This is a genomic window from Streptomyces sp. MA5143a (assembly GCF_900290235.1).
Taxonomy (GTDB): Bacteria; Actinomycetota; Actinomycetes; order Streptomycetales; family Streptomycetaceae; genus Streptomyces.
Genome location: NZ_OLMK01000014.1, coordinates 171,831 through 189,069, shown reverse-complemented (window position 1 = coordinate 189,069; position 17,239 = coordinate 171,831). Strand labels below are relative to the sequence as shown.

General features: G+C 72.3%; 17 protein-coding genes. 12 read left to right on the top strand and 5 right to left on the bottom strand.

The features are described 5' to 3' along the window. The first annotated feature begins 101 nt into the window (after positions 1-101). The 3 genes from SMA5143A_RS07665 to SMA5143A_RS07655 all read left to right on the top strand — a co-directional run bounded on the left by SMA5143A_RS07665 (position 102) and on the right by SMA5143A_RS07655 (position 3,264). Positions 102-1,886, top strand: coding sequence for a lytic murein transglycosylase (locus SMA5143A_RS07665; RefSeq protein WP_107462141.1), 1,785 nt, complete (start codon positions 102-104; stop codon positions 1,884-1,886). Positions 1,887-2,040: 154 nt separating this feature from the next. Further along, entirely contained in the window at positions 2,041-2,175 is a 135-nt protein-coding gene (locus tag SMA5143A_RS07660) for an SPW_0924 family protein (RefSeq protein WP_107462140.1), read from the top strand. 96 nt (positions 2,176-2,271) lie between these two features. Next, positions 2,272-3,264: a DUF3068 domain-containing protein gene (locus tag SMA5143A_RS07655; RefSeq protein WP_107462139.1), complete on the top strand. Its 993-nt coding sequence runs from the start codon at positions 2,272-2,274 to the stop codon at positions 3,262-3,264. Here the strand turns inward: SMA5143A_RS07655 and hrpB are convergent. Both hrpB and SMA5143A_RS07645 read right to left on the bottom strand, forming a co-directional pair. Continuing rightward, the gene (gene hrpB / locus SMA5143A_RS07650; protein WP_107462138.1) at positions 3,254-5,848 is read right to left on the bottom strand and encodes an ATP-dependent helicase HrpB; all 2,595 of its coding nucleotides are present in this window, start codon (positions 5,846-5,848) and stop codon (positions 3,254-3,256) included. The two genes, SMA5143A_RS07655 and hrpB, sit on opposite strands and share 11 nt — an antisense overlap. 6 nt (positions 5,849-5,854) lie before the next feature. Beyond that, positions 5,855-6,712 (bottom strand): class I SAM-dependent methyltransferase, encoded by an 858-nt coding sequence (locus SMA5143A_RS07645; protein WP_181361777.1) that lies wholly within the window; start codon positions 6,710-6,712, stop codon positions 5,855-5,857. A gap of 377 nt (positions 6,713-7,089) precedes the next feature. On the opposite strand from SMA5143A_RS07645, the gene rpsA reads away from it, so the two are divergent. The 4 genes from rpsA to SMA5143A_RS07625 all read left to right on the top strand — a co-directional run bounded on the left by rpsA (position 7,090) and on the right by SMA5143A_RS07625 (position 10,915). Beyond that, the gene (gene rpsA / locus SMA5143A_RS07640; protein WP_079312486.1) at positions 7,090-8,586 is read left to right on the top strand and encodes a 30S ribosomal protein S1; all 1,497 of its coding nucleotides are present in this window, start codon (positions 7,090-7,092) and stop codon (positions 8,584-8,586) included. A 249-nt stretch (positions 8,587-8,835) separates the two neighbouring features. Beyond that, positions 8,836-9,774: a PAC2 family protein gene (locus SMA5143A_RS07635; RefSeq protein ID WP_107462136.1), complete on the top strand. Its 939-nt coding sequence runs from the start codon at positions 8,836-8,838 to the stop codon at positions 9,772-9,774. An 81-nt stretch (positions 9,775-9,855) separates the two neighbouring features. Beyond that, a complete protein-coding gene (gene coaE / locus SMA5143A_RS07630; RefSeq protein WP_107462135.1) occupies positions 9,856-10,485 on the top strand; it encodes a dephospho-CoA kinase in 630 nt (209 codons plus the stop codon). 49 nt (positions 10,486-10,534) lie between these two features. After that, the gene (locus SMA5143A_RS07625; protein WP_055539514.1) at positions 10,535-10,915 is read left to right on the top strand and encodes a tetratricopeptide repeat protein; all 381 of its coding nucleotides are present in this window, start codon (positions 10,535-10,537) and stop codon (positions 10,913-10,915) included. An 82-nt stretch (positions 10,916-10,997) separates the two neighbouring features. On the opposite strand, the gene SMA5143A_RS07620 is transcribed toward SMA5143A_RS07625, so the two are convergent. Further along, on the bottom strand, positions 10,998-11,264 hold the full coding sequence (locus SMA5143A_RS07620) for a DUF6343 family protein (RefSeq protein WP_107462180.1): 267 nt from the start codon (positions 11,262-11,264) through the stop codon (positions 10,998-11,000). Between the two features lie 165 nt (positions 11,265-11,429). Here SMA5143A_RS07620 and SMA5143A_RS07615 point away from each other — a divergent pair, with 165 nt between their 5' ends. From SMA5143A_RS07615 to SMA5143A_RS07605, 3 genes are all read left to right on the top strand, one after another. Beyond that, positions 11,430-12,443 (top strand): acyltransferase domain-containing protein, encoded by a 1,014-nt coding sequence (locus tag SMA5143A_RS07615; protein WP_107462134.1) that lies wholly within the window; start codon positions 11,430-11,432, stop codon positions 12,441-12,443. Between the two features lie 37 nt (positions 12,444-12,480). Next, positions 12,481-13,173 (top strand): class I SAM-dependent methyltransferase, encoded by a 693-nt coding sequence (locus SMA5143A_RS07610; protein WP_107462133.1) that lies wholly within the window; start codon positions 12,481-12,483, stop codon positions 13,171-13,173. A gap of 137 nt (positions 13,174-13,310) precedes the next feature. Beyond that, a complete protein-coding gene (locus SMA5143A_RS07605; protein WP_107462132.1) occupies positions 13,311-13,796 on the top strand; it encodes a DoxX family protein in 486 nt (161 codons plus the stop codon). 105 nt (positions 13,797-13,901) lie between these two features. Here SMA5143A_RS07605 and SMA5143A_RS07600 read toward each other — a convergent pair whose 3' ends face one another. Next, positions 13,902-14,408 (bottom strand): RNA-binding S4 domain-containing protein, encoded by a 507-nt coding sequence (locus SMA5143A_RS07600; protein ID WP_107462131.1) that lies wholly within the window; start codon positions 14,406-14,408, stop codon positions 13,902-13,904. Between the two features lie 61 nt (positions 14,409-14,469). On the opposite strand from SMA5143A_RS07600, the gene SMA5143A_RS07595 reads away from it, so the two are divergent. Beyond that, entirely contained in the window at positions 14,470-15,267 is a 798-nt protein-coding gene (locus SMA5143A_RS07595) for a uracil-DNA glycosylase (protein ID WP_375136468.1), read from the top strand. A gap of 94 nt (positions 15,268-15,361) precedes the next feature. Next, positions 15,362-16,375 carry an alpha/beta fold hydrolase gene (locus SMA5143A_RS07590; RefSeq protein WP_107462130.1) on the top strand — a complete coding sequence of 338 codons (1,014 nt, stop codon included), beginning with the start codon at positions 15,362-15,364 and terminating at the stop codon, positions 16,373-16,375. A gap of 31 nt (positions 16,376-16,406) precedes the next feature. Here the strand turns inward: SMA5143A_RS07590 and SMA5143A_RS07585 are convergent, their stop codons facing one another. Then, a complete protein-coding gene (locus tag SMA5143A_RS07585; protein ID WP_107462129.1) occupies positions 16,407-17,108 on the bottom strand; it encodes a GntR family transcriptional regulator in 702 nt (233 codons plus the stop codon). Positions 17,109-17,239: the final 131 nt, after the last annotated feature.

Here is a 17,239-nt window from a genome sequence, read left to right as displayed (position 1 = left end):
AACGGGAAAGCTGATCCGGAGAGAATTTCGGAGAAGTCGCCCGAGACAGTGTCAAAAGGGAAGAACGCCAAGGCGATCGACCACCGGGGAGGGTTCACTCAATGGCGGCGCAGTTCGGATTGAGGCTCCGCAAGGGGGCGGCCACCACCGCCCTGGCCGCGGCCACGGTAGCGGCACTGGCCGCGTCCCAGGCTCCGGGAGTGACCACCGACAGCGCCGGGAGACAGGCCGCCGAGTCGCCCTCACCGGAAGCGACCACCTACTCCGAGGACACCGCGTCGGGAGACGGGCGCTACTACACGGACCTCCCTCCCCTCGACAGCCCCACCCCCTCACCCGGCACGGGCGGCGGCTCGACCACGGTCGGCGGCGGCGAGCGCGGCATCCCCGCGACCGTCCTCGACGCCTACAAGAAGGCCGAGGCGTCGCTGCGCGACTCCAAGCCCGGCTGCAACCTGCCCTGGCAATTGCTCGCCGCGATCGGCAAGGTCGAGTCCGGGCAGGCCCGCGGCGGCCGTGTCGACGCGAGCGGCACGACGATCGGCAAGATCCTCGGCCCGCAGCTCAACGGCAACGGCTTCGCGAACATCAGCGACACGGACAACGGCGCGTACGACGGGGACGCCACACACGACCGGGCGGTCGGCCCCATGCAGTTCATCCCCTCCACCTGGGAGTGGGCGGGCCGCGACGGCAACAGCGACGGCGCCAAGGACCCCAACAACGTCTACGACGCCGCCCTGGCCGCGGGCCACTACCTGTGCCGGTTCAACTGGGACCTCGCCGACTCCGGGAACCTGCGCAGCGCGATCCTCAGCTACAACAACTCGACGGCCTACTACAACACCGTCATGTCGTGGCTTGAGTACTACCGCAAGGGCACCCACGAGATCCCCGACGGCACCGGCTCGCTGCCCCACACCCCGAGCGACAACGGCGGCGGAACCACAGGGAACGGCAACACCGGGAACAAGGGCGGCTCGGGCAGCACGAAGCCCAGCCCCGGCCCGACCCCGCCGAACAAGGACAAGCCCGGTGGCGGCAAGCCCGGCGGTGGCTCCACACCCAAGCCGCCGACCCCGCCCACCCCGCCGACCAAGCCGCCCACCAACACCGACACGGTGCACCACCTGGAGGCCGCGGGCCCGGCGAAGCTCACCGCCACCGCCGGCGCGACATTCACCGACCGGATCGCCGCCCGCACGGAGACCAAGGCGGGCAAGGCCGTCGCGAAGGTCCGGGTCCGCTTCACCGTCGTCGGCGACACGGACACCACCTTCACCGGCGGCGAGAAGGTCGCCACGGTCGTCACGGACAGCACCGGCAAGGCGACCGCCCCCGGGCTCGTGGCCGGCGAGAAGACCGGCGCCGTCACCGTGCGCGCCACCGTCGTGGGCCGCACCGTGGCCGCCCTCGACTACACGGCGACCGTCACCGCCCGCCGGGCCGACGCCCTCGCCCGCACCACGACCACCGAGCTGACCTGCGTGGCGAACGGCGAGTTCGCCGAACAGGTCGCGGTGAAGGCCACGTACAAGGGTGCGGTCGCAGGCAAGGTCGCCGCCACGGCGACCCTCATCAAGTCGCCCCTGGACCCCACCGAGAACGACAAGGGCCCGTACTTCAAGAACCCCGCCGACGGCAAGCCGCTCCGCACCCTGACGGGCCTGCAGACCGACAAGGACGGCCTGCTCACCCTGCCGAAGCTGTACGCGGACGACGCCCCCGGCACCTACCTCCTCCGCATCGAGACCGAGGGCGGAGCGACCCTCACCGTCGAACTGAAGGTGGAGGCCGCCCCCGCCGAGGCGACCCCCACGGAGTCCGCCCCCGCGGAGGCGACCCCCACGGAGTCCGCCTCGCCGAGCGCCGGCGCCCCGCAGTAACCACCGCACACGCCCCGACGGCGTCCCTCTTCCGGAGGGGCGCCGTCGTTGTGTGTGCAACGTGTTCTCATCTCGCCCGGCCGTTGCTACGGTGCCGGACCTGACGATGTATCAGCTCCCGCTGTCGGCGGGGCCACGGGTCGGGAGGTTCCGTATGCGTGCCCTGATCGCCGCCGCGATCGGTCTCGCCCTGGCGTTCGCGCTGGTCCTCGCACTCACCGAGCTGGGCACACCGACGGGGGAGACATCCCCCAAACCCCTGCTGACGACGGTGCCCCCGCACCCGTAGCCGACCGGCCGACGCCGACCGCGCCGACCGCTCCGACCGCGGTCGGACGGCCGTCGGAGGCCGTCACATCCACAACCGCCCGGGAGGGAGGCCGAGATGCACCGCAGGGCCGGCTTGATCCTGCTCGCGTTCGCCGTGTTCTTCGCCGCGCTGTCCCCGCTGACCCGCTGGTACGCCTTCCCACGCCTGGCCAAGATCCCCGCCGACCAGTACCAGGACATGGTCCTCGTCGCGAAGGACGCCACCCTCCTCGACTACGGCACCATGACCGAACGCAAGGTCCCCCAGGTCACCATCGTGCAGACCCTCAAGGGCAATGTGGAGGCCTCGGAGCGGATCGAGAGGACAGCGGGCCGCGACGTGGTCGTCTGGGACGGCCTGTCCTACGTCCAGGGCCCCGACGGCGAGATGGTCTCCAAGATCCCCGAGCGCTACATCTTCGACGCCCACACCCAGGAACCCGTCCACGCCAGGGGTGAGATGGTCGACGGCGACCCCGTACGCCGGGAGGGCCTGGAGTTCAAGTGGCCGTTCCTCACCGAACCCCGCGACTACGAGTACTTCGACGCCCAGGCCCGTATCACCGCCCCCATCCACTACAAGGGCACCCGGGACTTCCGCGGCGTGGAGGTCTACTACTTCGAGCAGACCATCCCCTGGACCGAGGTCCCCTTCCCCCGGATCATGCCCGTCGAGGGCATCACCCGTGAGACGGTCGCGAAGACCGGCACGACCCGCTGGTACACCACGGTCCGCAAGTTCTGGGTGGAGCCGGTCACCGGGGCCCCCGTGTACGGCGAGGAGATCCACAAGGAGGAACTCCGCGGCGGCACCCTCCTCGGCGACCGGGAGAAGGTGACCGCGTTCGCCGGCCACGTGAAGATGCGCGAGGACTACATCGAACACACCGTCGACCTCGTCACGTCCCAACGCGTCGTCGTCCTCCTCATGACCTCCTACCTGCCCTGGGGCTTCCTGGGCCTCGGCCTCCTGCTCCTGGCCCTCGCCCTCTACGTCGAGGCCCGCGGACGCAGGGCGGGAGGGCCGGGGGCCGAGGAACCCGTCACCTCCGAGCCGGTCACCGCCTGAGCCGCGCGTTGGTGAACCGGGTCGGCTCGGCCGCCGCCGGGTCCTCCGGCCAGGGATGCTTGGGATACCGGCCGCGCAGCTCCGCCCGCACGGCCCGGTACCCGTCCTTCCAGAACGAGGCGAGGTCGGCGGTGACGGCGGCGGGCCGCCCGGCGGGCGACAGCAGATGCACGAGCACCGGCACCCCGGCGAGCACGGGCGACTCCTGGAGCCCGAACATCTCCTGCAACTTCACCGCCAGCACCGGCTGCTCGGGCCGCGTGTAGTCGACGCGTATCCGCGACCCGCTCGGCACCTCGATCCGCTCGGGCGCGAGCTCGTCCAGCCGTACGGCGTCCCCGGTGGCCCACGGCAGCAGCCGCCCCAGCGCCTGGCCTGCGTCGATCCGCCCGAGATCGGCCCGCCGTCGGGCACGGCTCAACTCCGGCTCCAGCCAGTCGTCCACGCGCGTGTGCAGGGCACCGTCGGAGACATCGGGCCAGGGCTCACCGAGACGCGCGTGCACGAAGGCGAGCCGCCGCCGCAACGACACGGCGCCCTCCGACCACCGCAGCAGCCCCAGCCCCTCGGTCCGCAACCCCTCCAGCAACGCCGCCCGTACGAGCCCGAGGTCGGGGTCCCGGAGCGGCCGTACCGCCAACTCCACGGCCCCCAGCCGCTCCACCCGACGCGCCACGACATCCCCGTCGCTCCAGCGGACCTCCTCGCCCTCGTCGTACAGGGCGGCGGCCGCCGATCGCGCCACCTCCTCGTCGACGACGGCCCCGAGCCGCACGCGCGCGTGCCCGGCACCCACCGGCCGGTCCGCCACGGCCACGGCGAGCCACGGGGCGTTCCGCAACCCGGAGCCCTCCCCGACCTGCGCCCGAGTCCCGTTGACCATCAGATGGGCCCCCTGCACCGCCTTGGCGACCCGCTCGGGGAAGGCCAGGGCCGCCACGGTCCCCACGAGCCCCTCGTCGGAGTCGGCCGGGTGCGGGCGGCGGCCGTCCGAGGCAGGCCCGTCACGGTCGGGGGCGGACAGCGCGAGGCGGGCGTCGGAAGGCGGACGGGACGGGCCGGACGCGTCCCGCTTCGAGGGCGGTGCCACGGCCGTGCGCAGACGTCGTACCTCCGCACGCCAGCGGCCGGCGTAGGCGTCACCCCCGCGCCGGGCCGCCCGCAGCGCCGGCAGGAGGTCGTCGCCGTACTCCCGCGGCGGCTCCTCGCTCAGCAGCGCCACGACCTCCGCGGCCCGGTCCGCCCCCACCAGGGGCGCCGCGTCCAGCAGGGCCCGCCCCAGCCGGGGATGCAGACCCAGCCGTGCCATGCGCGCACCGCGCGAGGTGGCCCGCCCTGCGGCGTCCACCGCGCCGATCGCGGTCAGCACCCCCCGCGCCGCCGCCATCGCCCCGCCGGGCGGCGGGTCCAGCAGCGCGAGACCCGAAGCCTCCGGATCGCCCCAGCAGGCCGCCTGGAGGGCGAACGCCGTGAGGTCGGCGACCCTGATCTCCGGCGCCGGGAACCGGGGCAGCCGGCCGTCCTCGGCCTCCGCCCAGCACCGGTACACCGCCCCAGGAGCCTCCCGGCCGGCCCGCCCCGCCCGCTGCCGCCCGGCCGCCTGCGACGCCCGTACCGTCGTCAGGGCGCTGAGCCCGCGCGCATGGTCGACCCGCGGCTCCCGGGCCAGTCCGGAGTCGACGACCACCCGGACCCCCGGAACTGTCAGCGACGACTCCGCCACCGCCGTCGCCAGCACCACCCGCCGCCGCTCCCCGCCGGCCAGCACCGCGTCCTGCACGGCAGCCGACGCCCGCCCGTGCACCTGGAGGACGTCGACGCCGCCGAGGTCGCCCAGCTGCCCCGCCACCCGCGCGATCTCGCCCACGCCCGGCAGGAAGCACAGCACGTCCCCCGACCGCTCGACCAGCGCCCGCCGCACCACCGAGGCCACATGCGCCAGCAGCGCCGGATCGACCCGCGTCCCGTGCGGCGGCCGCACCGGACGCGACGGCGGCGCCCACACGACCTCGACGGGATACGACACCCCCCGCGCCGCCACGACCGGCGCACCACCCAGCAGCCGCGCCCAGCCCTCCGCGTCCGTCGTCGCCGACGCCGCCACCAGCCGCAGCTCCGGCCGCAGCGCCTCCCGCACGTCCAGCAGGAACGCCGCCACCGTGTCCGCGTCCAGATGCCGCTCGTGGCACTCGTCGAGCACCACCACGTCGACCCCGGCGAGTTCCTGGTCCCGCTGCAACCGCTGTAGCAGCACACCGGTCGTGACGACCTCCACGTGCGTGTGCCGCCCCACGACCCGCTCGCCGCGCACCGTGTGGCCGACGCTCTCGCCGGGCCTCTCGCCCAGCAGCCACGCCATCCGCCGCGCCGCCGCCCGCGCGGCGATCCGCCGCGGCTCGGCCACGACCACCCGCCGCGCCGGTCCGCCGCCCAGCAGTCCGGCCAGCGCCAGCGGCACCAGCGTCGTCTTGCCGGTGCCGGGCGGCGCGACGAGAACGGCGGTGCCGTGCCCCTCCAGGGCGTCGTTCAGACCGGGCAGGGCACCGCGCACGGGCAGCGCGTCCAGAACGTCGTAACGGATCACGCCGCCTCAGTCCCGTGCGCACACGAAGATCGCGGTGCCCGGGATCAGGTTCCCGCGCAGCGGCGACCAGCCACCCCACTCCGAGCTGTTCCAGGCGGGCCACTCCGGCTCGACCAGGTCGACGAGACGCAGGTCCGCCGCGACGATGTCCCGGACGCGGTCGCCGACCGTCCTGTGGTGCTCCACGTACACGGCCCGCCCCTCCTCGTCCTGCTCGACGTAGGGCGTGCGGTCGAAGTAGGACGCGGAGACCGACAGACCCTCGGGGCCGGGCTCGTCCGGGAACGCCCAGCGGATCGGATGGGTCACCGAGAACACGAAACGGCCCCCGGGCCGCAGGACGCGACGGACCTCCCGCAGCACCCGCACGGGGTCCGCGACGAAGGGCAGCGCCCCGTAGGCCGAGCACGCCAGGTCGAAGGAGGCGTCCGCGAAGGGCAGGTCGCCCGCGTCGGCGCAGACCAGGGGGAACGATCCGCCGATCCGCAGCGCGTGCTGGAGCTGACGGTGCGAGAGGTCCAGGGCGACGGGCCGGGCCCCCTGCGCGGCGAGCCAGCGGGAGCACTGCGCGGCCCCCGCGCCGATCTCCAGGACGTCCTTGCCCTTCAGCTCCTCCGGCGGCCCGAGCAGCTCCGCCTCGATCTCGTCGAGCCCCTCCGGACCCCAGACGAACCGGTCGTCGCCGAGGAACGTGCCGTGCTCGACCTGGTAGTCGTCCGCGTTCCGGTCCCACCAGCCCCGGTTGGCCCGGGAACTCTCCGCCACCCCGGCCTCGCGCCGGGTGGCCTCGGGCTCGTCGGCATCGGGGGAGCCGGCGGTCGCGGGGGCGGTGGAGATTTCGTGGACATCGCGCTCTTGGATGATCGGCTCCCTCGTCGTACTCTTCCGTAACCCGAGTGGCGCGACGGCCTCAGAATCGCGTCACGGAAGGTGTGTCCCAGGCCTGCGTGGCCTCACGGGACGGGATTTGTGCCGGGTATGCGGCGTTCCGCCCCGGGTGGTGCGCCTTCGCGCATTGACCCTGCCCGGCTGCCCCCGTATGCTACAAGTTGCGCTGCGGGCCTGCGCACCTCAGACGTAGCAGGCTGCGCTCGCATCTGTTGTATGTCCCCTCGGTTGTCGAGGCGCCACCAGCGGTTTTGTGTGGCGCTTCCTTGGCTGTCCGGCTTCTTCAGAGCGATACGGGCTCCCGGCGTAGCAGTACCTACGACTTCAATGTCCGTACCGGAGCCCTTTCCCACATGACGAGCAGCACCGAGACCACCGCCACCACCCCGCAGGTAGCGGTCAACGACATCGGTAACGAGGAAGCCTTCCTCGCCGCGATCGACGAGACGATCAAGTACTTCAACGACGGCGACATCGTCGACGGCGTCATCGTGAAGGTCGACCGGGACGAGGTCCTGCTCGACATCGGTTACAAGACCGAAGGCGTTATCCCGAGCCGCGAGCTTTCGATCAAGCACGACGTCGACCCCAACGAGGTCGTCGCCGTCGGTGACGAGATCGAGGCCCTGGTCCTCCAGAAGGAGGACAAGGAAGGCCGCCTGATCCTCTCGAAGAAGCGCGCCCAGTACGAGCGTGCCTGGGGCACCATCGAGAAGATCAAGGAAGAGGACGGGATCGTCACCGGTACCGTCATCGAGGTCGTCAAGGGTGGTCTCATCCTCGACATCGGCCTCCGCGGCTTCCTCCCGGCCTCTCTCGTCGAGATGCGCCGTGTCCGCGACCTCCAGCCCTACGTGGGCAAGGAGCTCGAGGCCAAGATCATCGAGCTGGACAAGAACCGCAACAACGTGGTCCTGTCCCGCCGTGCCTGGCTGGAGCAGACCCAGTCCGAGGTCCGCCAGACGTTCCTCACGACCCTCCAGAAGGGTCAGGTCCGTTCCGGTGTGGTCTCCTCGATCGTCAACTTCGGTGCCTTCGTGGACCTGGGTGGCGTCGACGGTCTGGTCCACGTCTCCGAGCTGTCCTGGAAGCACATCGACCACCCCTCCGAGGTCGTCGAGGTCGGCCAGGAGGTCACGGTCGAGGTCCTCGACGTCGACATGGACCGCGAGCGCGTCTCCCTGTCGCTGAAGGCGACCCAGGAAGACCCGTGGCAGCAGTTCGCCCGCACCCACCAGATCGGCCAGGTCGTGCCCGGCAAGGTCACGAAGCTGGTTCCGTTCGGTGCGTTCGTCCGCGTGGACGAGGGCATCGAGGGTCTGGTCCACATCTCCGAGCTGGCCGAGCGCCACGTGGAGATCCCGGAGCAGGTCGTCCAGGTCAACGACGAGATCTTCGTCAAGGTCATCGACATCGACCTCGAGCGTCGTCGCATCAGCCTCTCGCTGAAGCAGGCCAACGAGTCCTTCGGTGCCGACCCGGCCTCGGTCGAGTTCGACCCGACCCTGTACGGCATGGCCGCGTCCTACGACGACCAGGGCAACTACATCTACCCCGAGGGCTTCGACCCCGAGACCAACGACTGGCTCGAGGGCTACGAGAAGCAGCGCGAGGAGTGGGAGCGCCAGTACGCCGAGGCGCAGACCCGCTTCGAGCAGCACCAGCAGCAGGTCATCAAGAGCCGCGAGGCCGACGCCGCTGCCGCCGCCGAGGGTGGCGACGCCGCGGGTGCCGCTCCGGTCGCGGGTGGCGGTTCGTACTCCTCCGAGGGTGCGGACACCTCCGGTGCGCTGGCCTCGGACGAGGCGCTCGCCGCACTGCGCGAGAAGCTGGCCGGCGGCCAGAGCTGACCGCTCGCCGCTGAGGCACAGCCGATAACACGCCGGGCCCGCATCCCCTCCGGGGGGTGCGGGCCCGACGTGTGTGCGAACCACGCTCCGCACACACGAATCGCACGCCAGCGCACGCGAACAACACGTGGGCGCGCAGGCGAACAACACGTCGGTGGTGTGCGTGGACCGCACTTCTCGAAGCGGCTCCGGGAATGCCGGGCCCCCGTACGGCGTTGGGACGTACGAACACGAGGAGGAGCGGTCACAGTGCTTGATCCGCAGGGTTTGTACGCATGGGAGCCGAAGGGCCTGGCAGTCGTCGACATGGCGCTGGCCCAGGAGTCGGCGGGACTTGTCATGCTCTACCACTTCGACGGATACATCGACGCGGGCGAGACCGGCGACCAGATCGTCGACCGGCTGCTCGGCTCGCTGCCCCACCAGGTCGTCGCCCGCTTCGACCACGACCGGCTCGTGGATTACCGGGCACGGCGCCCGCTGATGACGTTCAAGCGCGACCGCTGGACCGACTACGACGAGCCGAGTCTGGACGTGCGCCTCGTCCAGGACGCCACGGGGGCGCCCTTCCTGCTGCTGTCCGGCCCCGAGCCCGACGTGGAGTGGGAACGTTTCGCGAAGGCCGTTCAGCAGATCGTGGAGCGGCTCGGCGTCCGCCTCTCGGTGAACTTCCACGGCATTCCCATGGGCGTGCCCCACACCCGCCCCGTCGGCCTCACCCCGCACGGCAACCGGGCCGAGCTGGTCCCCGGGCACCGCAGCCCCTTCGAGGAGGCCCAGGTCCCCGGCAGCGCCGAGGCACTCGTGGAGTACCGCCTCATGGAGGCCGGCCACGACGTGCTGGGCGTCGCCGCGCACGTCCCGCACTACATCGCCCGCTCCCCGTACCCGGACGCCGCCCTGACCGTCCTGGAGGCCGTCACCGCCGCCACCGGCCTGGTCCTGCCGAGCGTCGCGCACGCCCTGCGCACCGAGGCCCACCGCACGCAGACCGAGATCGACCGGCAGATCCGCGAGGGCGACGACGAACTGGTCGCCCTCGTCCAGGGCCTCGAGCACCAGTACGACGCCGCCGCGGGGGCCGAGACGCGGGGCAACATGCTCGCCGAGCCCGTCGAGATCCCCTCCGCCGACGAGATCGGCCTCGAGTTCGAGAAGTTCCTGGCGGAACGGGAGGGCGAGGGCTGACACCCAGCCCGGGAGGCCCGCGCGGATCGGGCCTCCCACGGCTCTGTGCGGGGCTTTCGCCCACCCCCTAAGCTGCCGGGCATGCTGAAAGTGGGTCTGACCGGCGGTATCGGCGCCGGCAAGAGCGAGGTGTCCCGGCTGCTCGTGGAGCACGGGGCCGTGCTGATCGACGCGGACCGGATCGCACGCGAGGTCGTCGCCCCCGGCACACCCGGGCTCGCGGCCGTCGTGCACGCCTTCGGGGAGGACGTGCTCGCGCCGGACGGCAGCCTGGACCGCCCCAGGCTGGGCTCCCTGGTGTTCGCCGACCCGGACAAGCTCGCCACGCTCAACGCGATCGTGCACCCCCTGGTCGGCGCCCGCTCGCAGGAGCTGGAGCACGCCGCCGCGCCGGACGCGGTCGTCGTCCACGACGTCCCGCTCCTCACCGAGAACGGCCTCGCCCCGCTGTACGACCTGGTCATCGTCGTGGACGCGCCCACGCAGACCCAGCTCGACCGACTCGTCCGGCTGCGCGGCATGACGGAGGAGGACGCCCGCGCGCGGATGGCCGCCCAGGCCACGCGCGACCAGCGCCGGGAGATCGCCGACATCGTCATCGACAACGACGTACCCCTGGAGGACCTGCGGCGCCGCGTCCGGGACGTCTGGGCCGACCTGGAGCGCAGGGCGCACGAGTCACGGGAGCGGTCCGAACACGCACAGGAATAGCGCACCCCCAGGGGGCGTTGAACCGTCCCAGCAAGGGAAGGACTCAGCCGTGCCCGAGACCAGCGGTTCCACCGGACGTACCCCGGAGACGCACGTCATCGACTTCCGCGCGGCCGAGCGGCTCCTCACGGCGAACGACCCGCAGGGCGCCGTCAAGCTGCTCGACCGGGTCATCGCCGAACACCCCGAGAACACGGCGGCCCGTCTGCTGCGCGCCCGTGCCTTCTTCGCCGCCGCCCAACTGCGGCCGGCCGAACTGGAGTTCACGATCGTCCTGGAGCGCGAGCCGGACAACGCGTACGCGCACTACGCGCTCGCCCGCACCTACCAGCGGCAGGCCCGCCCCGACCAGGCCAAACGCCACTTCCGGCTGGCCGCGGCGCTCGATCCGAACCCGCAGTACCTGGAAGCCGCGCGGTTCGACTCCTGACGACCGCCGCCCTCCAGCGACGCGGCTCCTCCAGCGCGGAGACCTGACTGCCCCAGCCGCGGCCCCGGAACACGCCGCGCCCCTACGGGTGGCGCGGGTCCGGCGGCTGGTACGGCGGGACATCGCGGCCCGGCTGGTAGTGCGCGCCCTCGCGCATATGGCGCACGATCACCATGGCGTCGACGGCGGCGATCAGGAAGATCGCACCGCAGACGGCCGCCCAGCCGGGACGGCCGACGAGTGCGAAGGCCACGGTCCCCAGGACCGCCCAGATCACGCCCCACACGCTCAGCCAGAGCCGCATCCGCAGCGGACTGCGCGCCGTCCTCGGTTCACTGCCCGTACGCATCAGAACCACCGCCTCCCACTCGCCCGGCCACCCTTGCGCCGTTCCGGCCCTCCCGCTCCCATGTGTCCCTTTTGGGCTTCTCGTGTTGTTGGTCCTACTCGGAAACGTACTCTTCGGCTCGTGCGTTCTCCAGAAGACGGTGTGCGGTGACGGGGGAGGCCGAAGGTGCTCTGGGATGCGGTGCGGGCGGACGAGAGGCTCGCCGAGTGGCTCAAGGAGCTGGAGGAGGGCGACGAGGAGGCGCCGGACGCGCCCCGGGCGCGGCTGCCGGACGCCGAGGAGCTCCCGGACGTCCTGCAGGAGCTGGCCGTCCCGTACGAGGACGTCAACGACCTGGTCGCGCTGCGCCGGACGCTGACGGAAGACGAGGAGGCGACCGCGCTCCTCGGACGGTGCGTACGGGGTCTCGTCCGGGACATGGGGAAGATCGGCAAAGGGCTGAGACTGCGGCCGTTGCCCCTGGAGTCCGGTCCGCTGGGCCGCTATTTCCCGGTGTACGTCCTGGTCGCGGCCCTGCCGTATGTGCGCGCGTACCACCGGGAGCGGGGCATCCCCGAGGACGTCTCCCGGCGCACCCTCGCGGACGTGGGCCGGGGCCTCGTGCTGCACCGCCGGAGGTTCGGGGTGGGCGGGCTCGTGGCGCCCGGCTGGTTCTCGCTCCACTTCCACGGGGAGCTGTTCCAGCTCGGGCGCCTGCAGTTCCAGCGGACCCGGCTGGGCGGCCGGGAGGGCGTCGCGCTCGCGGCGGCCGGCCTGGCGCTGCGGCCCGGGGAGCACTGCCTCGACCTGCACATACCCGACTACGCCGGCCCTCTGACCCCGGAGGCGTGCGACCGGTCGCTCGCGCTCGCCCGTGAGTTCTTCCCGCGGCACTTCCCGGCGGAGCGCCACACCGCCGCCTGCTGCCACTCGTGGCTGCTCGACCCGCAGCTGAAGCGGTATCTGCCGGCGGACTCCAACATCGTCCGCTTCCAGGAGCGGTTCCACATCACCTGCGGGAACAGCGAACCGGGGGACGATCTGCCCCTCCGCTTCGTGTTCGGCGACCCGGACCTGCCGGTGGAGACACTCCCGCGCCGGACACGTCTCGAACGAGCCGTCGCAGACCATCTGCGGGCCGGAGGGCACTGGTACAGCGGGCACGGCTGGTTCAGGTTCACCCCATCGGGTGAGGGGTGAGCGGAACGGCCCGCGTCCGCGCGGCCGTTGAACGGATATGAGCATCCAGACGCGTGAGGGATTTCAGGGGACGGGGCCGGGGGCGATCACCCCGGACGGCTGCGCGGTCGAGGTGTACACACGACTGCCGGTGGGGGACGAGCCGCAGGTGATCGCCGCCGCCGCGCCCGCGGGCGCGAGCATTCTCGAACTGGGCAGCGGCGTGGGGCGTATGACCCACCCACTGATCGAACGGGGCTTCACGGTCACGGCCGTGGACGAGTCGGCGGAGATGCTGGATCGGGTGCGTGGGGCGCGGACGATATGCAGCCCCATCGAGGAGCTGGACCTGGGCGAGAGGTTCGACGTGGTGCTGCTCGCGTCGTTCCTCGTCCACACCGGGGATCCCGAGCTGCGGCGCGGACTGCTCGCCACATGCCTGCGGCATGTCGCGGACGACGGCATCGTGCTGATCCAGCGCGAGGGGGAGAACTACCACACGGATGTGCCCCGGGAGCGGGTCGACCCCCGTGGCTTCACGGTCCGTATCGCGTCGAGCGAGCCGGTGGGGGACGGGGTCCGCTCCGTGCACGCGGAGTACCACTTCCCGGACGGCGAGTGGACCCAGACGTTCCGGGTGCGGCCGATGACGAAGGAGGAGTTCGAGGAGGCGCTGGGAGAGTCGGGGCTGAGGGTGGACCGGTATCTGACGGAGGACCGGACGTGGGTGCGGGCGGTGCCGGTGGGGTGAGAGGGCGCGTCGGAAGAGAGGGCATGTGGGGTCCGCGTGGTTTCGCTCGAAAGTCCGCTCGGGGCCGATGAGTTCGGGGGAGGGCGCCGGTCTGTCTCCGTGACAGGCACGACGCACCGCTTCCCACAGGAGACCTCATGTCCGAGACCACCGCTCCCGCCTCCCGAGCCACCACCTCCACCCCCACTGCCGCGGTCACGGCCCCGGCTTCCGGCGCCGGCCCGAAGGGCGGGGTGCGCGGTCGGCGGGCCCGGATCTCGCTGGGCGCGCTGCAGATCGTGCTCGCGCTGATCTTCGCGGTCGCGAGCGCGCTGCCCAAGCTGATCGCGCACCCGTCGGCCGCCGAGTCCTTCGAGACGCTCGGCTGGGGCAGCGCGGGCATGTACACCATCGGCGCGCTCGAACTGGCGGGCGGGATCGGGCTGGTGATCCCCGCGCTGGCCTCGGTCGCGGGGGTGTCGTTGAGTGCGCTGATGGTGGGTGCCTTCATCACCCAGGTCGCCGTCTTCGACGGGGAGTACGCGGCGACCCCGCTGATCCTGATGGTGCCGCTGCTCGTCATCGCCTGGGCACGACGGGAGGACGTGGCCGGACTGAAGCGGCTGCTGGGACGGACGGCTTGATCGACGGGGCACGGGGCACGGGGCACCGGGAACGGCGCACGGGGCAGGGGCAGGAGGCACGGGGCGCGGCGCGCTGCGGTCGGGCCGGGTGCCGCTCGGCCGCCGTCAGTCGTCGCGGCGGGCGCGGGCGGCGTTCGCGGAGTCGGTGAGGCCGCGGAGGCGTTCGAGGTCACGGCGGTCGCGCTTGGTGGGGCGACCCGCTCCCCGGTCGCGGATACCGGCGGGGGCGATGGCCTCGCGAGGCGGGGGCGGCGGGGAGTTGTCGACGTAGCACTCGGCGGCGACAGGCGCGCCGACCCGTTTACGGATCAGACGCTTGACCACGACGATCCGCTCATGCCCACCGGCCTGCCGGAGGCGTACCTCGTCGCCGACGCGCACCGCGTACGCCGGCTTGACCCGCTCGCCGTTGACGCGGACGTGCCCACCCCGGCAGGCCGTCGCCCCCATGGAGCGGGTCTTGACCAGGCGGACGGACCAGATCCAGCTGTCGATGCGCACGGTCTCGCCGCTCGGGGGCCGCGCGGCCTCGGCGGCGGCCGCCGCGGCACCGGGATCCCGGTGCGTGGTGCCAGGGCCGTCCGTCCGCTCGCCCGTACCTTCAGAAGCCATGAATCGACCTTAGCTCCCCGGTGCCGACGAGGGAGGAGATCACCGGCCGTACCGTGGAGACATGCGCAGCGGTGACGGCGGTGGTGACGGCGGCCGGGATGACGGCGGCGGCGTTGGCCGGGATGGCGGCGGTGTGGGCGGAGGGCGCTCCGGGTTCGACGCTGGGAGCGGGCTGGACGCGCTCGACGCCCGGATCACCGGATGCCGGGCCTGCCCCCGGCTGGTCGCCTGGCGGGAAGAGGTGGCGCGGACCAGGCGGGCCGCGTTCGCCGATCAGGAGTACTGGGGCCGTCCGGTGCCCGGTTTCGGATCGTCCGACGCGGCGCTGCTGATCGTCGGGCTCGCTCCCGCCGCGCACGGCGCGAACCGTACGGGGCGGATGTTCACCGGCGACCGCTCGGGCGACGTGCTCTACGCGGCGCTGCACGACGTGGGCCTCGCCTCGCGCCGCACCGCGGTCGGCGTCGATGACGGCCTCGAACTCCACGGCGTACGGATCACCTCACCCGTGCACTGCGCGCCGCCCGCCAACAAGCCGACCCCCGAGGAACGCGACACCTGCCGACCGTGGCTGGTCAGTGAGCTGGAGCTGCTGCGGCCGTCACTGCGTGCCGTGCTCGTCCTCGGTGCGTTCGGCTGGCAGGCCGCGTTGCCCGCGCTCGCCGAGGCGGGCTGGCGGGTGCCCCGGCCCCGACCGGTCTTCGGCCACGGCGCCCGCGTACCGCTCGACGGGCTCGATCTCTTCGGCTGCTTCCATGTCAGCCAGCGCAACACGTTCACCGGCCGGCTGACCCCGGACATGCTCCGGGACGTCCTGCGCACGGCTGCCGGAGCAGCCGGGCTGAGCGTCCGCCCGTAAGGGCGCGAAAGGTCCACCGGGCTCGACCGGCCCACTCTCCGGGGCGGCGGAAAAGCGGCTGCCGAGGGTGTCGTCCGCCGTCTAGGGTCGCGCAATGTCTCTCTATCCCGAGATCGAACCGTACGACCACGGCATGCTCGACGTCGGTGACGGCAACCACGTGTACTGGGAGGTCTGCGGGAACCCGCGGGGCAAGCCCGCGCTGGTCCTGCACGGCGGGCCCGGATCCCAGGCAGGCCCCTGGTTCCGGCGCCTGTTCGACCCCGACGCGTATCGGATCGTGCTGCTGGACCAGCGTGGCTGCGGGCGTTCGACGCCGCCGGCGAGCGCGTACGAGACGGACATGAGCGTCAACACGACGCCGCGTCTCCTCGCCGATCTGGAGCTGCTGCGACGGCACCTCGGGATCGATCGCTGGCTGGTGTGGGGTGTGTCGTGGGGCTCGGTGCTCGGGCTGCGGTACGCGCAGAAGCATCCGGGCGCCGTGTCCGAGCTGGTGCTCACGGGGGTCGCGTCGGGCTCCGACGCCGAGGTCGCCCTGCTGACCCGGGGGCTCGGCCAGTACTTCCCGGAGGCGTTCGAGCGGTTCCTCGCGGAGCTTCCCGAGGGCGAGCGGGACGGCAACCTCGCCGCCGCCTACAACCGGCTGCTCGAATCGCCCGACGCGGAGGTACGGGCGCGGGCGGCGAGGGCCTGGACCGACTGGGAGACGGCCATCGCGGCACAGCCGCCCCGCTCCGTGCCGCGCTACGAGGACGCCGCGTTCCGCTACGGCTTCGCCCGTACCGTCACCCACTTCTGGGGAAACGGCCACTTCCTCGACGAGGGCAGCGGGGGCAGCGGGGGCAGCGGGGGTGGCGCGGTGGGCGAAGGCGGTGCGGGCGACGACGGAGTCGTGCTGCGGGACGTGCGACTGCTCAAGGGCGTCCCCGGCACCCTGGTACAGGGCAGCCTCGACCCCGGCAACCTCCTCGGCATCGTCTGGCGCCTTCACCACGCCTGGCCCGGCAGCGAGTTGGTCCTCATCGACGACGTGGGCCACAACGCGGGCGCGCCGGACATGGCACAGGCCCTGGTGGACGCCACGGACAAGTACGCCAAGGGGTGATTCCGCCTTCTGCCACCACGTGGGGCCCGCATCAGCCCCCGCCCTCGCCCCCCGTCTCGTCCTCCTCGAAGAGGTGCCGCACGGTGGAGCGGTAGTTGGTCCGTACGTGGGCGAGGGCGTGGGTTCGGGCGCGGTCGGGGTCGCCGGAGGCGATCGCCTCGTACAGCTCGCGGTGCTCGGTGAGGAGCTGCGGCCACTCCGTGTTCTGGCGGGTCAGCCAGCGCAGACGGCCGTCGACCGGCTCCATGACGGAGATGAGCAGGCTGTTGCCGGCCATGGCGAGGACACGGTCGTGGAAGCGGGTGTTGATGTCGGTGATCGCCTCGGCGTCCCCGGCGCGGGTGGCGGCCGCCGCCTGGTCGAGCAGGGCCGACAGCTCGGTGAGGCTCTCCGGCGTGGCGCGGGTGGCGGCGAGCCCGGCGGCGTACACCTCCAACGCCTCGCGGAGTTCGAAGAGTTCCGCGACATCCGCCCTGGTGAGACGGCGGACCACCGTGCGGCGCGGGGTCTCGAAGAGGACGAAGCCCTCGGCGACCAGCGCGCGGATCGCCTCGCGGACCGGGACCCGTGAGACCCCGAAGCGATCGGCCAGTTCGCGCTCGACCAGCCGGTCGCCCGGACGGAGCCGCCCCGCGATGATGTCCTGCCGCAGGGTCCCCAGCACACGCTCGCGCACCGCGCCGAGGGGACCGAGGGTTTCGATCTTCGCTCCGTCAGGAGCCAGGGAGCTCATGAGGCCATCCTCGCCGACACGGGAGGTGTTTTACGTGTCGTTAACGACAGCGACATCGGTCAGAACGGTTGACGGGAGGACTATGACGGGAGTTTGGTATACCAAAGCCCCCACGCGCGGTCCGCTCCCTC

What these genes read in the sequence shown, in the direction of transcription:
- SMA5143A_RS07665 (WP_107462141.1), top strand. Translation starts at nt 102, where the DNA reads ATGGCGGCGCAGTTCGGATTGAGGCTCCGCAAGGGGGCGGCCACCACC.
- SMA5143A_RS07660 (WP_107462140.1), top strand. Translation starts at nt 2,041, where the DNA reads ATGCGTGCCCTGATCGCCGCCGCGATCGGTCTCGCCCTGGCGTTCGCG.
- SMA5143A_RS07655 (WP_107462139.1), top strand. Translation starts at nt 2,272, where the DNA reads ATGCACCGCAGGGCCGGCTTGATCCTGCTCGCGTTCGCCGTGTTCTTC.
- rpsA (WP_079312486.1), top strand. Translation starts at nt 7,090, where the DNA reads ATGACGAGCAGCACCGAGACCACCGCCACCACCCCGCAGGTAGCGGTC.
- coaE (WP_107462135.1), top strand. Translation starts at nt 9,856, where the DNA reads ATGCTGAAAGTGGGTCTGACCGGCGGTATCGGCGCCGGCAAGAGCGAG.
- SMA5143A_RS07620 (WP_107462180.1), bottom strand. Translation starts at nt 11,264, where the DNA reads ATGCGTACGGGCAGTGAACCGAGGACGGCGCGCAGTCCGCTGCGGATG.
- SMA5143A_RS07610 (WP_107462133.1), top strand. Translation starts at nt 12,481, where the DNA reads ATGAGCATCCAGACGCGTGAGGGATTTCAGGGGACGGGGCCGGGGGCG.
- SMA5143A_RS07605 (WP_107462132.1), top strand. Translation starts at nt 13,311, where the DNA reads ATGTCCGAGACCACCGCTCCCGCCTCCCGAGCCACCACCTCCACCCCC.
- SMA5143A_RS07600 (WP_107462131.1), bottom strand. Translation starts at nt 14,408, where the DNA reads ATGGCTTCTGAAGGTACGGGCGAGCGGACGGACGGCCCTGGCACCACG.
- SMA5143A_RS07595 (WP_375136468.1), top strand. Translation starts at nt 14,470, where the DNA reads ATGCGCAGCGGTGACGGCGGTGGTGACGGCGGCCGGGATGACGGCGGC.
- SMA5143A_RS07590 (WP_107462130.1), top strand. Translation starts at nt 15,362, where the DNA reads ATGTCTCTCTATCCCGAGATCGAACCGTACGACCACGGCATGCTCGAC.
- SMA5143A_RS07585 (WP_107462129.1), bottom strand. Translation starts at nt 17,108, where the DNA reads ATGAGCTCCCTGGCTCCTGACGGAGCGAAGATCGAAACCCTCGGTCCC.